Raw genomic sequence first — 13,960 nt, 5'->3', positions numbered from 1 at the left:
CGCCCTGTGTCGGCAACAGCACCCTACTTCAGGCTCGCGCCGAGTTCGTACCAGTCGATCCGGCGGGTGATCCACATTGCGGCAGCCAGCACGCCGAACAGCAGCAGCGAGCCCATCAGCAGCGCGTTGTTCTCCGAGACCAGCAGGCCATACAGCGCGCCGTACAACACGGTAAGCATGCCGGCAAAGCCAAGGCCGCGCAGCCAGCTGCCCAGAACTCCCGACAGGTACACCGCCTGCAGCCCGATACAGGCCACGGCCGAGACCACGTAGGCGACCCAGAACGGAATGTGTTCGGACAGGCTGAGCAGCAGCAGGAAGAAGATCGCCAGCGCCAGCCCGACCATCAGGTACTGCAGCGGGTGGATGCGCAGCTGCTTGATCAGTTCGAACAGGATGAAGCCGACGAAGGTCAGCACGATGAACAGGATGCCGTACTTGCTGGCGCGGTCGGCCTGGGTATAGATGTCGACCGGGTTGACCAGTTCCACGCTGACCGTTTCCGCCTCCGCGTCGCGCCCACTGCGCAGCTGCCGCTGCGCCTCGGAAGCCAACGAGGAAACGGCCCACTGCGCATCGAACCCCTTCTCGTCCACCCGGCGCTCATTCGGCAGGAAGCTGCCGCCGAACAGCGGGTGCGGCCACGGCGAGCGGATCGCAATGCGGCTGTCGTCGCCTACCGGCACCACCGCCAGCGAGCGGGTGCCGTCGAGCACCAGCGACAGGTCCACCTTGCTGGCCTTGAGCATGCCACCGGCGGTATCGGTGAAGCCCTGCAGCGGCACGTGCAGGCCCTTTCCAATGCCACTGACATCGCCGATACCCGGCTGCAGGGTCAGCGCTTCGCCGTCGACCTTCAAGTCGGGCGAGCCGACCAGCCCACGCACGTCGGCGATGCCCACCGCCAGGTACGGGGTGCCGTACACGCGGCCATCCTTGATCGGGTAATCGTCATCGCTGAACACCGCACTGACCTTGGCCTTCCAGGTGTACACCGGCACGCGGAACAGGCCGATGCGGCGTTCGTCCGGCACCATGCCGCCATCGACCACCAGCTTCGACGGCATCTGCAGCCAGTAACTCTGCTCGACCTGGGTTTCGACCTTGCGGACGCCGGTGGCATCGACCACTTCGACCTGGCGGGTGTCGGTCCACGGCACCACCCGGATCGGGCCGGTCAGGGTCTGCGCCCCGGCCCGGCTCTGCGACACCCGCAGGTAGGCCTCATCGCGATACGCCTCGCGCTCGCTGATCACCCCGCGGATCATCATCAACGGAATCAGCAGCAACAGGATCAGCCCGCCCACGATGGCGAACCGCAACAGCATCTTCAGGGATTTCATCACCCGTCCTCGGTTGGGAAGGGTGCCAGCTTCCCAACAGACGGTGTGGGGCGTTTGTGGTCAATAAGAAGCCAGTGTGAAGCCGGCCACCGCCCCCCCGCCCTCCCGATTCACCAACGTCACCCGCCCCCCGTGCAACCGCGCCACCTCCTGCACGAACGACAAGCCCAGTCCCGAGCTGCGTTGCCCAGTGGCCGGTCGTGCGAGCGAATAGAACCGCTCGAACACCCGCTCCAGCGCATAGTCCGGCACTCCGCTTCCACGGTCGGCCACGCGCAGCACCACCGTGTCGCCCTCGCGCACCGCGCCCAGGGTGATGCGAGTGCCCTCCGCCGAAAACGCGAGCGCATTTTCCAGCAGGTTGTTCAACGCCTGCCGCAGCAGGTAGGCGTCGCCCTGCACTTCCAGGTCCGGCCCCGCCTCAACGTCGACACTGATGCCGGCCGCCTGCGCGCGCACCGCCACCGCATCGGCGGCGGCCTGCAGCAACGGTGCCACGGCGATCCGCTCGCGCGTCTGCAGCCAGCCATGCTGCTCCACCTCCGCCAGCGCCAGCAGCTTGTCGATGGTTTCGGTCAGGCGCTGTTCCTGGCCCTGGATGCTGCGCGCGAAATGCACGCGGTCCGCCTCCGGCAGCGGCTCCTGCAGCAGCTCGGCCGCGCCGCGGATGGCCGCCAGCGGGCTCTTCATTTCGTGGGTCAGCGATTGCACGTACTGCTCCACGTAGGCCTTGCCTTCCAGCTTGCGGCGCATGGTTTCCAGCGCGCGGCCCAGGTCGCCGATCTCGTCGCGGCGCGCCTGCGGCGGCGGCACCGGTTCGCCGGCGCTGACCGCCTTGGCGTAGCGGTTGAGGCGGTTCACGCCGTGCATCAGCCACGCGGTCATCAGCAGCCCAATCAGTGCCGAAATCCCGATCAGCCACGCGCCGCGCTGCAGGATGGCGCGCTGGCTGGCGGCGATGAACGGATCGATGCTGCGGTTGGGCTGGGCCAGGGTAAGCACGCCGATCAGGCGGGTGGCATCGGCCGGGTCGTGGATCGGCGCGGCCACGTGCATCACCGAGTGCACCTCGTCTCCCGGCGTTTCCGGGCTGGAGCGCGCGCCGTACTCGCCGCGCAGGGTGCGGTAGACATCGTTCCAGCGCGAATTGTCGCGGCCGATGTCCTGGCCGGTGGAGTCGTACACCACGATCCCGCGCGCGTCGGTGATGGTCACGCGGTAGTCGAGGCTGCGCTTGGGGAAGCGCCACACCATCGCCTTCGGGTCGCGGCGCTGTGCGCGCGCCAGGTTGGCTACGAACGGGCCGTTGCCGATGTGGCCGGCTTTGAGATCGGGCGCGGCCATCTCCGCCAGCACGTTGGCCGCGTCCACCAGGGTCGCCTCCATCGCCTGGCGTACCCCCGGCTTCACTTCGTTGACGAACACCCGCATCACGAAGAACGCGGCGATGCCCACGATCAGGAAGAAACCCAGGAACAGTTTCAGGCCCAGCCGCACGCTACACCTCCAGGGCGTAACCCACGCCGCGATGGGTGCGGATCGGGTCGGGGTAGGCGCCGGCCGCGCGCAGCTTGGCACGCAGGGTCTTCACATGGGTGTCGACGGTACGGTCGGCACTGTCGGCGTCACTGTCCCAGCCGCGGTCCATCAACTGGGCGCGGCTGAGGATCGCGCCGGGGCGCTGCAGCAGCGCGGCCAGCAACGCGTACTCGTAGCGGGTCAGGTCCAGTGCCTGGCCGTCGAAGCGGATGCGGCGGCCCTCGCGGTCGATCGCGAAGCGGCCGTGCGGCTGCCAGCCCACCACCCCGGCCTCCTCCACCGGCCCGCTGCGGCGCAGCCGGGCGCGCACCCGCGCCACCAGCTCGCGCGGCGAGAACGGCTTGGCCATGTAGTCGTCGGCGCCGAGCTCCAGGCCCAGCACCCGGTCGAACTCGTCATTGCGGGCGGTCAGGAAGATTACCGGCACCTGGCTGAAGGTGCGCAGCGAACGGCACACCTCGAACCCGCTCATGTCCGGCAGGCCGACGTCCAGCACCACCACGTCCGCCGGCGCCTGGCGCAGCCGCTGCAGCGCCTGCGCGCCGAGCAGGCAGTGCTCGGCCGCGTAGCCCTCGCTGCGCAGCGCATAGAGCACGGTATCGGCGATGGCAGCCTCGTCTTCGACGACCAGGACGGTATGCGGGGGGCGGTTCATGCGCGCAGCATAGCCGCTGGGGCCGCCGCCCCGTACACTGCGCCGATGAATTACCACCACGCCTTCCATGCCGGCAACCACGCCGATGTGCTCAAGCACATCGTGCAGCTTGCCCTGCTCGACAGCTTCAAGCGCAAGGACAGCCCGTTCTTCGTGCTGGACACCCATGGCGGCGCCGGCCGCTACCTGCTGGCCAGCGAGGAGAGCCGCAAGACCCTGGAGGCCGAAGACGGCGTGATGCGGCTGATGGCGCAGCCGACCCTGCCGGCCGTAGTGGAGCGCTACCTCAAGGCCGTGCAGGCCGACAACCCGGTCGGCGCGATGGTCAGCTACCCGGGCTCGCCGCTGCTCAGCGCGCAGGCCATGCGCGAGCAGGACCGCATGGCGGTGTGCGAACTGCAGGACGCCGAAGCAGCATCGCTGAAGGCCCTGTTCGCGCACGACAGCCGGGTCGCGGTGCTGCACGCCGACGGCTACGCACAGAACAAGGCGCTGCTGCCGCCCAAGGCCAACGGGGTCAAGATCGGCCGCGGCCTGGTCCTGATCGACCCGCCCTACGAGGGCCAGGACGCCGAGTACCAGCGCATCCTTGCCTCGGTGAGCGAGATCCTGGGGCGTTGGCCGCAGGCCAGCTTCGCGATCTGGTTCCCGATCAAGCAGCGCCGCACCATCTTGCATTTCCTGCGCAAGGCCTGCGCCCTGCCGGTGAAGTCGGTGCTTACAGTAGAACTACTGGTGCGCCCCGACGACTCACCCCTCAGGCTCAACGGCAGCGGCATGCTGCTGCTCAACCCGCCCTGGCAGTTCGACCAGGTGCTGGCCCCGGCGATGCCCGCGCTCAAGCAGCACCTGGGCGAAGCCGGTGCGAGTACCCGGCTGCAGTGGCTCAAGCAGGCCGAATGACCGGCGTGAGCGTTCCGTTCACGGAACGCGCCCCCGGGGATGCGAGAATCCGAAGACCACCAAGGAATCACCGGTATGGCTACCCGTAACCGCATGCCGCCCTGGCACGAAATCTTCAAGGCTCCCAGCGGCCACGAACTGCTGATCCGCCCGATCCGTCCCGAAGACGGCGCACCGTTGAAGGCCGCCTTCAGCCTGTTCGGGCCGGAGGAAATCCGCGACCGTCTGCTGCAGTCGGTCACCGAGCTGTCCGACGAGTCGATGCAGCGCTTGACCCATCCCAACCCCAAGGGCGAGATCACCCTGGTGGCTGCCGAAAACGAAACGCCCGGCGACGCCGTGGTCGGTGCGTTGGCGCGCGCCTCCATCGTGCCCGGCACCCGCGAGGCCGAGTACGCCATCCTGATCAGCCGCTTCCTGATCGGCCAGGGCCTGGGCCGGCAGCTGATGCGCAAGCTGGTCAAGTGGGCGCGCGGCAAGTACCTGGATCGCCTGTACGGCGACGTGCTGGAAGCGAACGTGCCGATGAAGCAGCTGGCCGCCTCGCTCGGCTTCAAGCAGGTGCCGCATCCGAATGAAGGCTCCGGCCTGGTGCGCATGGTGCTGGAGCTCGACCCGGGCCAATAGGAAGTCATCACGTGGGCGTCTGCTAAAATCGGCAGCTCATGTCACGCACTTCCTATCCCGCTCCGCCGCTGCCCCGTTCCGGGCAGCTCCGCGCCTGGTGGCGCGCTCCTGCATCGCCGACGGCGCTGGCGTGGTACATCGCGCGCGCCGCCGATGCGCATGCCGGGCCGCTGCTGGTCATCGCCCGCGACAACCACGGCGCCAACCAGATCGAGTCCGACCTGCGCACCCTGCTGGGCAGCACGTCGGACCTGCCGGTGGTGGCGTTCCCGGACTGGGAAACGCTGCCCTACGACGCCTTCAGCCCGCACCCGGACATCATCTCGCAGCGCCTCGCCGCCCTGCACCAGCTGCCCACGCTCAAGCGCGGCATCGTGGTGGTGCCGGTGCAGACGCTGCTGCAGCAGCTGGCCCCGCTCAAGTACATCATCGGTGGCAGCTTCGACCTGAAGGTCGGGCAGCGCCTGGACCTGGACGCGGAAAAGCGCCGGCTTGAGGCCGCCGCCTACCGCAACGTGCCGCAGGTGATGGACCCGGGCGATTTCGCCGTGCGCGGCGGCCTGCTCGACGTGTTCCCGATGGGCGCCGACGCGCCGCTGCGGGTCGAGCTGCTCGACGAGGACATCGATTCGATCCGTGCGTTCGACCCGGAAAGCCAGCGTTCGCTGGACAAGGTCGACGCGGTGCGCATGCTGCCCGGCCGCGAAGTGCCGCTGGACGAGCTGAGCGTGTCGCGGGTGCTGGCCACCCTGCGCGAGCGCTTCGACGTCGACACCCGGCGCAGCGCGCTGTACCAGGATCTCAAGGCCGGCCTGGCACCGGCCGGCGTGGAGTACTACCTGCCGCTGTTCTTCGACCAGACCGCCACGCTGTTCGACTACCTGCAGCCGAACGCGCTGCCGGTGATCGCGGCCGGCGTGGGCGAAGCGGCGGCCTCGTTCTGGGCACAGACCCAGAACCGTTACGAACAGCGACGCCACGACGTGGAGCGCCCGCTGCTGGCGCCGAGCGAGCTGTACCTCAGCCCCGAGGCGTTGAATGCACACCTGAACACCCTGCCCCGCATCGAAGTGTGGGGCGGGGACCATGCGCGCATCGAGGAGGCCTCGCCGCTCGGCGACCAGCCGCTGCCGCCTTTGCCGGTGGCCGCGCGCGACGCGCCCGCGGGCGAGGCACTGAAGACCTTCATCGGCCACTACCCGGGCCGGGTGCTGATCGCAGCCGATTCGCCCGGCCGCCGCGAAGCGCTGCTCGAGGTCCTGCTGGCAGCGGAGTTGAAGCCGCCGGTGGTGGCCGACCTGCCCACCTTCCTGGCAGACGACACCCAGCGCTTCGCGATCACCGTAGCGCCGCTGGAAGATGGCTTCGCGCTCGATACCCCGCCGCTGGCGGTCCTGACCGAGCGCCAGCTGTTCCCCGAGCGCGCCGGCCAGACCCGGCGCAGCCGCCGCGCCGGGCGCGAACCCGAAGCGATCATCCGCGACCTCGGCGAGCTGACCGAAGGCGCGCCGATCGTCCACGAAGACCATGGTGTCGGCCGTTACCGCGGCCTGATCGTGCTCGACGCCGGTGGCATGCCGGGCGAGTTCCTGGAAATCGAATACGCCAAGGGCGACCGGTTGTACGTGCCGGTGGCCCAGCTGCACCTGATCAGCCGCTACTCTGGTGCATCGCCGGAAACCGCGCCGCTGCATTCGCTGGGCGGCGAGCAGTGGAGCAAGGCCAAGCGCCGCGCAGCCGAAAAGGTCCGCGACGTCGCCGCCGAGCTGCTGGAAATCCAGGCCCGCCGCCGCGCGCGCGCCGGGCTGGCGCTGCACGTGGACCGGGCGATGTACGAGCCGTTCGCGGCCGGCTTCCCGTTCGAGGAAACCCAGGACCAGATCGCCGCCATTGAAGCGACGCTGCGCGACCTGGCGAGCAGCCAGCCGATGGACCGCGTGGTCTGCGGCGACGTCGGCTTCGGCAAGACCGAAGTGGCCGTGCGTGCCGCCTTTGCTGCGGCCAGTGCCGGCAAGCAGGTGGCGGTGCTGGTGCCGACCACGCTGCTGGCCGAACAGCATTACCGCAACTTCCGCGACCGCTTCGCCGACTGGCCGCTGCGCGTGGAAGTACTCTCGCGCTTCAAGACCGCCAAGGAAATCAAGGCCGAGCTGGAGAAGGTGGCCGCCGGTACCATCGATGTGATCATCGGTACCCATCGCCTGCTGCAGCCGGACGTGAAGTTCAAGGACCTGGGCCTGGTGGTGGTGGACGAGGAGCAGCGCTTCGGCGTGCGGCAAAAGGAAGCGCTGAAGGCGATGCGCGCCAACGTGCACCTGCTGACCCTGACCGCCACGCCGATTCCGCGCACGCTCAACATGGCCATGGCCGGGCTGCGCGACCTTTCGATCATCGCCACCCCGCCGCCGAACCGGCTGGCGGTGCAGACCATCATCACCGCCTGGGACAACGCGCTGCTGCGCGAGGCCTTCCAGCGCGAGCTGTCGCGCGGCGGCCAGCTGTATTTCCTGCACAACGACGTGGAAAGCATCGGCCGCATGCAGCGCGACCTGGCCGAACTGGTGCCCGAGGCACGCATCGGCATCGCCCACGGTCAGATGCCCGAGCGCGAGCTGGAACGGGTGATGCTGGACTTCCAGAAGCAGCGCTACAACGTGCTGCTGTCGACCACGATCATCGAGTCGGGCATCGACATCCCCAACGCCAACACCATCATCATCAACCGCGCCGACCGCTTCGGCCTGGCCCAGCTGCACCAGCTGCGCGGCCGTGTCGGCCGTTCGCACCACCGCGCGTATGCGTACCTGGTGGTGCCGGACAAGCGTTCGATGACGCCGGATGCGGAAAAGCGGCTGGAAGCCATTTCTTCGATGGATTCGCTGGGGGCCGGTTTCACCCTGGCCACCCACGACCTGGAAATCCGCGGTGCCGGTGAGCTGCTCGGCGAAGACCAGAGCGGGCAGATGGCCGAGGTCGGCTTCAGCCTGTACACCGAGCTGCTGGAGCGCGCGGTGCGCAGCATCCGGCTGGGCAAGCTGCCGGACCTGGATTCGGGCGAGGAAGTGCGCGGTGCGGAAGTGGAGCTGCATGTGCCGGCGTTGATCCCGGACGATTACCTGCCCGACGTGCACACCCGGCTGACCCTGTACAAACGCATCAGCAGCGCGCGCGACAGCGGCGAACTGCGTGAGTTGCAGGTCGAGATGATCGACCGCTTCGGCCTGTTGCCGGACGCGGCCAAGCATCTGTTCGCGGTGGCGGAGTTGAAGCTGCAGTGCAACGCGTTGGGCATCCGCAAGCTGGAGCTGGGCGAGAACGGCGGCGGTATCGTGTTCGAGGCGCAGCCGCGCATCGACCCGATGGCGGTGATCCAGATGATCCAGAAGCAGCCCAAGCTGTACACCATGGACGGCCCGGACAAGCTGCGCATCAAGGTGCCGCTGCCGCTGCCGGAAGACCGCTTCAACGCGGCCAAGGCGTTGTTGACGACGTTGACGCCGGGGTGAAAAAAAGAGGCCCGGCATTGCCGGGCCTCTTTGCTGTTACCAGATCACCACGCGCTTGTCGTCGGCGCGCACCATCGCATCGCCGCTCTTGCACTCGAACGCCTGCGCGAAGGCCGGCATGTTCGACGGTGCACCGTTGGCGCGGAAGTTCGCCGGGGCGTGCGGGTCGGTGTTCAGGCGCACGCGCAGCTCACCGTCGGTGAAGTTGCGACGCCACACGGTGGCCCAGTTCATGAAGAAGCGCTGGTCCTGGCTGTGGCCGTCGACCTCGACGTTGGCCTTCGGGTTTTCCTTCAGCGCCATCTGCAGCGCGTCGTAGGCCACGGTCAGGCCGCCGAGGTCGCCGATGTTCTCGCCCAGGGTCAGCTTGCCCTTCACGTTCACGCCCGGGAGCGACTCGTAACCGTCGAACTGCGCGACCAGCTGGTCGGTACGGCCGGTGAAGGCCTTGCGGTCGCTATCGGTCCACCAGTTGTCGAAGTTGCCGTTGGCGGCGAACTGGCTGCCCGAGTCGTCGTAGCCGTGCATCATTTCGTGGCCGATCACCGCGCCGATGCCGCCGTAGTTCAATGCCGGGTCGGCCTTGGCGTCGAAGAACGGTGCCTGCAGGATCGCAGCCGGGAACACGATCTCGTTCTTGGTCGCGTTGTAGTAGGCATTGACGGTCTGCGGGGTCATGCCCCACTCGGTCTTGTCGACCGGCTTGCCGACCTTGTCCAGCATGTAGCGGTAGTTGAACGCACGCGCGGCCTGCATGTTGCCCAGGTAGCTGTCAGCGTTGGTCTCAAAGCCCGACCAGTCGCGCCACTTGTCCGGGTAACCGATCTTCGGAGTGAAGCTGGCCCACTTCTCCAGCGCCTTCTTGCGGGTGTCCTCGCCCATCCATTCCAGCTTCTCCAGGCGCGCCTTCAGCGCCACCGAGAGGTTTTCCACCAGATGCTGCATCTGCTCCTTGGATTCGGCCGGGAACACGGCGTCGACGTACAGCTGGCCGAGCCCTTCGCCGATGGAGGTGTTGACCGATTCCAGCACGCGCTTCCAGCGCGGCTGCATTTCCTTCTGGCCACGCAGGGTGGTGCCGTAGAAGTCGAAGTTGGCCTTTTCGAAGGCGCTGCTCAGGTACGGCGCGGCGTCATCGACGGTGTGGAAGCGCAGGTAGGCCTGCCACGTGGAGGCCGGCACGTCGGTCAGCATCTTGTCGACTTCGGTGAAGAAGGCCGGCTGGGCCAGCGAGAACTTCTGCGCGGCCGGAATCTTCAGGGTGTCGAACAGCGCGGTCCAGCTGAAGTTCGGGGTGAGCTTGTCGGCGTCGGCGGCGCTGAGCGGGTTGTAGCGCTTGGCCGGGTCACGCAGTTCGATGCGCGACAGCGAGGCCTTGGCCAGGCGGGTTTCGAAGTCCATCACGGCCTGGGCGTCGGTCTTGGCCTGCGCGGCGTCGACGCCGGACAGGGTTAGCGCCTGCGCGATGTAGGCCACATAGGCGTCGCGGATCTTGGCCTGCGATTCGTCGAAGTAGTAACCCTTCTCCGGCAGGCCGAGGCCGCCCTGGCCGACGTAGGCGATCACATTCGCCGAGTCCTTGTAGTCGGCGTTGGCGAACAGCGAGAACAGCACGCCCTGGCCCTGTGCCTGGCTGTCGCGCAGGTACTGGGTGATGGCGGCGGTGTCGTTCAGTGCGGCGATCTTGTCCAGCTGCGGCTGCAGCGGTGCGATGCCGGCGGCTTCGATCTTGGCTTCGTCCGAGCCGGTCTTCCAGATGTCGCCGATCTTGGCTTCCACCGAGCCGGCCTTGGCCTGGCTGGCGGCGGCCTGCTGGACCAGCGCGTGCTGCACTTCCAGCGAGCGCTCGCGCAGGATTTCGAAGCTGCCCCAGGTGGTCTGGTCGTTCGGCACCGGGTTGGCCTTGAGCCACTTGCTGTTGACGAACCCGTTGAGGTCCGTACACGCGGCAATGGCCGGGTCGAGGTCGGCGCTGTTGAGCGAGATCAGCGGGGTCTTGATCTGCGACAGGTCGAAGGCCGGCTTGGCATCGGCAGTGGTGGCCGCCGGAGCGGTCTCGGTCTTGCCACACGCGGCCAGCGAGGCGGCAATGGCAAGGGTCAGGCCCAGCGGGGCCAGGTGGGACAACTTCATTCGACTCTCCGGCTACGGGTGGATGCATTGCCCGGTAGACGGGCAATCACGCAGCGTAGCGCGGGAGGGGTGTGGGGGAACCGGCCAAAGGTCACAGGCGGTTCCCCCCGGCGGCCGGGTTACCGCGCCTTGCCCTGGTTCGCCACGGCTTCAGCCGCCTTGCGCGCCGCTTCCGGATCGCCCAGGTAACGGAACGACTGCACGGTGAGGTCGTCGTTGAGTTCGAACAGCAGCGGGATGCCGGTGGGAATGTTCAATTCCAGGATGGCTTCCTGCGAGACGTTGTTGAGGTACTTGTACAGCGCGCGCAGCGAGTTGCCGTGCGCGGTGACCAGCACCGTCTTGCCGTCCTTCAGCTGCGGCGCGATGGCGTCGAACCAGTACGGCAGCACGCGTTCCAGCGTGGTCGCCAGCGACTCGGTACCCGGCAGCGCGTTGCGGTCCAGGCCCGCATAGCGACGGTCGTGGATCGGGTGGCCCGGGTCTTCGCGGTCCATCGCCGGCGGCGGAATGTCGTACGAACGGCGCCAGATCTTGACCTGGTCCTCGCCGTGCTTGGCTGCGGTTTCGGCCTTGTCCAGGCCCTGCAGGCCACCGTAGTGGCGCTCGTTCAGGCGCCAGCTCTTGCTCACCGGCAGCCAGTCCTGGTCCAGTTCAGCCAGCGCGCCGTGCAGCGTGTGGATCGCGCGCTTGAGCACCGAGGTGTGCGCTACGTCGAACTGCAGCCCTTCTTCGCGCATCAGACGGCCGGCGGCAGCGGCTTCGCGGCGGCCCTGCTCGGTGAGTTCCACGTCCACCCAACCGGTGAAGCGGTTGTCCAGGTTCCACTGGCTCTGGCCGTGGCGCAACAGTACGAGTTTCCGGGTCACTGCGATTTCTCCGAGTGGGTGGCAAGGCAGGCTGCCATTGTAGCGGCGTTCCCCCGCTCAGGCGTGCGGATGACCGTGGTGGCCCTGCGCGTCGGCGCCATGGTCGTGATCGTGGTCGTGTCCGGCATGCCCGGCCTTGCCCGCCGGCGTACCGTCACCGCAGTCATCGCCGCAATGGTCCGCTTCGATCTGGAGGGTCACGTGGTCGATCCCGAACTCCTCGTGCAGCGCGCTGCCCAGCCGGCGGCGCAGCCCGTCTGCATCCACGCCCTCTGCCATCACCACGTGCGCGGTCAGCGCCGGCGTGCTGGAGGCCAGCGCCCATACGTGCAGGTCGTGCACGTCGAGCACGCCCTCGTGCGCACACAGCCGCGCGCGCACCGCGTCGACCTGGATGCCCTTGGGCACGCCTTCCAGCAGCACGTTGATTGCCTCGCGCATCAGCACCCAGGTGCGCGGCAGCACCCACAGGCCGATCAGCACCGCCAGGATCGGGTCGATCGGCTTCCAGCCGGTCCAGCGGATCAGCAGCGCACCGATGATGACCGCCACCGAACCGAGCATGTCGGCCCACACTTCCAGGTAGGCGCCCTTCACGTTGAGGCTCTCGCCGCTGCCGGCACGCAGCAGGCGCATCGAGATCAGGTTGATCAGCAGCCCGAATGCGGCGATCACCAGCATGCCGGTGGAGGCGATCTCCTGCGGCTCGCGGAACCGCGCCACCGCTTCCCACAGGATGTAGGCGGCTACCACGAACAGCATGCCGCCGTTGATCATCGCGCCCAGTGCTTCCAGCCGCGCATAGCCGTAGGTGCGGCGCGCGTCCGGCGGGCGACGGCTCAGCCGCACCGCCACCAGCGCGATCATCAGCGCCAGCGTATCGGTGGCCATGTGCGCGGCGTCGGACAGCAGCGCCAGGCTGTTGGTCCAGAACGCGCCAACGACCTCGACCACCAGGAACGTGCAGGTGAGGCCCAGCGCCCACCACAGGGGTTTCTCGTGGCGGATCTGGCTTGGCAGGTGATCGTGGTCGTGGCCCATCGCAGTGGCTCCTGTGCAATGCGGCAAAGCCTACGTGGACCGCGCCGGGGAGACTATTACGGGGTTTATAACATTGCATTTGCGAAGGCCATGCACCCAGTCGCCGCGAACGGCATGCCTTGGTGGCCGATCGGGCATGTCCTCCGACGCCTACGCCGGGTAGCATCGGGAACGCGGCATGCAGCCGCCACCTTTCGGAAACGTCTCGATGCCGCTCCACGCCTGCTCCACCGCCGCCCGCTTCCTGCTGGCCGGCCTGCTCCTGATGCCGCTGCTGGGCAGCGCCCGCGAGGTTGCCGCCCCCGCAGAACACGTGGACGCCGACGGCCCGTATGTATTCACCACCGCCAAGGGCCACCAGGCGCAGTGGGTCTGCAATGACCACGTGTTCCAGCGCGACCTGCCGGCGCGCGGTGACAGCACCGTGGTGCTGCCCGAATGCGGCTATCCGCATCCGCTGACCGTGTCAGGGCCGAAGCAGGCAACGAGCGCCCGCTACCCCGCCACGCCGCGCATCGTCGCGCTGTCCGACATCCATGGCCAGTACGGCCTGCTGGTGAAGCTGTTGCGCGCCCACCATGTGATCGACAGCGACGACCGCTGGTCGCTGGGCAACGCCACCCTGGTGATTGCCGGCGACGTATTCGACCGTGGTCCGCAGGTGACCGAAGCGTTCTGGCTGCTGTACAGCCTGCAGCAGCAGGCGGCGGCCGCTGGCGGCGCGGTGCACTTCGTGCTGGGCAACCATGAAACCATGGTGCTCTACGACGACCTGCGCTACGTCAATCCAAAATACCTCAAGAGCGCGCAGCTGCTGGGCCGCAGCTACCCGGCCCTGTACGGCGCCGACTCGGTGATCGGCCAGTGGCTGCGCACCCGCCCGGTGCTGCTGCAGATCGGCGACACCCTGTTCCTGCACGGCGGCATCGCGCCGGAGAACCTGGACCTGGTGCGCAACCTGGAGGCCACCAACACGCTGTACCAGGCCTCGGTCGGCCTGCCCAAGGATCAGGTGAAAGCCGCACCGGATACCGCCCGCCTGTTCGACGGCAAGACCAGTCCGATCTGGTACCGGGGTTACTTCGACGGCCGCATGGACACCGCCCAGGTCGATGCGCTGCTCAAGCAGCTGGAGCTCAAGCGCATCGTGGTCGGCCACACCTCGATGCCCCACGTCAGCAGCTTCCACGACGGGCGCATCATCGCCATCGACAGCAGCATCAAGAAGGGCGAGAACGGCGAGCTGCTGTTCATCGAAGACGGCAAGGTGACGCGCGGCCTGCTGGACGGCTCGCGGGTGCCGCTGGCCGAAGGGACGATGGGCCTGGACGACTGACCGGCCCG

10 protein-coding genes are annotated in these 13,960 nt (G+C 67.8%); 4 read left to right on the top strand and 6 right to left on the bottom strand.

The annotated features are described in order from the left end of the window. Window positions 1–23: 23 nt before the first annotated feature. Genes creD through creB form a run of 3 tightly spaced genes read right to left on the bottom strand, consistent with a single transcriptional unit; the run spans window position 24 to window position 3,537 of the window. Window positions 24–1,343, bottom strand: a complete 1,320-nt coding sequence (gene creD, locus HGB51_RS13235; protein ID WP_070208938.1) for a cell envelope integrity protein CreD — start codon at window positions 1,341–1,343, stop codon at window positions 24–26. A gap of 60 nt (window positions 1,344–1,403) precedes the next feature. Beyond that, the gene (gene creC / locus HGB51_RS13230; protein WP_070208937.1) at window positions 1,404–2,840 is read right to left on the bottom strand and encodes a two-component system sensor histidine kinase CreC; all 1,437 of its coding nucleotides are present in this window, start codon (window positions 2,838–2,840) and stop codon (window positions 1,404–1,406) included. 1 nt (window position 2,841) lies between these two features. Further along, the gene (gene creB, locus HGB51_RS13225; RefSeq protein ID WP_070208936.1) at window positions 2,842–3,537 is read right to left on the bottom strand and encodes a two-component system response regulator CreB; all 696 of its coding nucleotides are present in this window, start codon (window positions 3,535–3,537) and stop codon (window positions 2,842–2,844) included. 45 nt (window positions 3,538–3,582) lie between these two features. Between creB and HGB51_RS13220 the strand changes: the two genes are divergently transcribed. From HGB51_RS13220 to mfd, 3 genes are all read left to right on the top strand, one after another. Then, window positions 3,583–4,440: a 23S rRNA (adenine(2030)-N(6))-methyltransferase RlmJ gene (locus HGB51_RS13220; RefSeq protein ID WP_070208935.1), complete on the top strand. Its 858-nt coding sequence runs from the start codon at window positions 3,583–3,585 to the stop codon at window positions 4,438–4,440. A gap of 75 nt (window positions 4,441–4,515) precedes the next feature. Then, window positions 4,516–5,067, top strand: coding sequence for a GNAT family N-acetyltransferase (locus HGB51_RS13215; RefSeq protein ID WP_070208934.1), 552 nt, complete (start codon window positions 4,516–4,518; stop codon window positions 5,065–5,067). A 38-nt stretch (window positions 5,068–5,105) separates the two neighbouring features. Further along, the gene (gene mfd, locus HGB51_RS13210) at window positions 5,106–8,573 is read left to right on the top strand and encodes a transcription-repair coupling factor (RefSeq protein WP_070208933.1); all 3,468 of its coding nucleotides are present in this window, start codon (window positions 5,106–5,108) and stop codon (window positions 8,571–8,573) included. A gap of 36 nt (window positions 8,574–8,609) precedes the next feature. Here mfd and HGB51_RS13205 read toward each other — a convergent pair whose 3' ends face one another. The 3 genes from HGB51_RS13205 to HGB51_RS13195 form a co-directional block, all read right to left on the bottom strand. After that, window positions 8,610–10,706 (bottom strand): M13 family metallopeptidase, encoded by a 2,097-nt coding sequence (locus HGB51_RS13205; protein ID WP_070208932.1) that lies wholly within the window; start codon window positions 10,704–10,706, stop codon window positions 8,610–8,612. Between the two features lie 119 nt (window positions 10,707–10,825). After that, complete coding sequence (gene gpmA, locus HGB51_RS13200; RefSeq protein WP_070208931.1) at window positions 10,826–11,575, bottom strand: 2,3-diphosphoglycerate-dependent phosphoglycerate mutase; 750 nt, start codon at window positions 11,573–11,575, stop codon at window positions 10,826–10,828. Between the two features lie 57 nt (window positions 11,576–11,632). Next, window positions 11,633–12,616: a cation diffusion facilitator family transporter gene (locus HGB51_RS13195; protein WP_070208930.1), complete on the bottom strand. Its 984-nt coding sequence runs from the start codon at window positions 12,614–12,616 to the stop codon at window positions 11,633–11,635. Between the two features lie 208 nt (window positions 12,617–12,824). Here HGB51_RS13195 and HGB51_RS13190 point away from each other — a divergent pair, with 208 nt between their 5' ends. Beyond that, entirely contained in the window at window positions 12,825–13,952 is a 1,128-nt protein-coding gene (locus HGB51_RS13190; RefSeq protein WP_171966860.1) for a metallophosphoesterase, read from the top strand. The last annotated feature ends 8 nt before the right edge of the window (window positions 13,953–13,960 follow it).

Source organism: Stenotrophomonas bentonitica, assembly GCF_013185915.1.
GTDB lineage: Bacteria > Pseudomonadota > Gammaproteobacteria > Xanthomonadales > Xanthomonadaceae > Stenotrophomonas > Stenotrophomonas bentonitica.
This window is presented reverse-complemented; position numbering and strand designations above follow the sequence as displayed.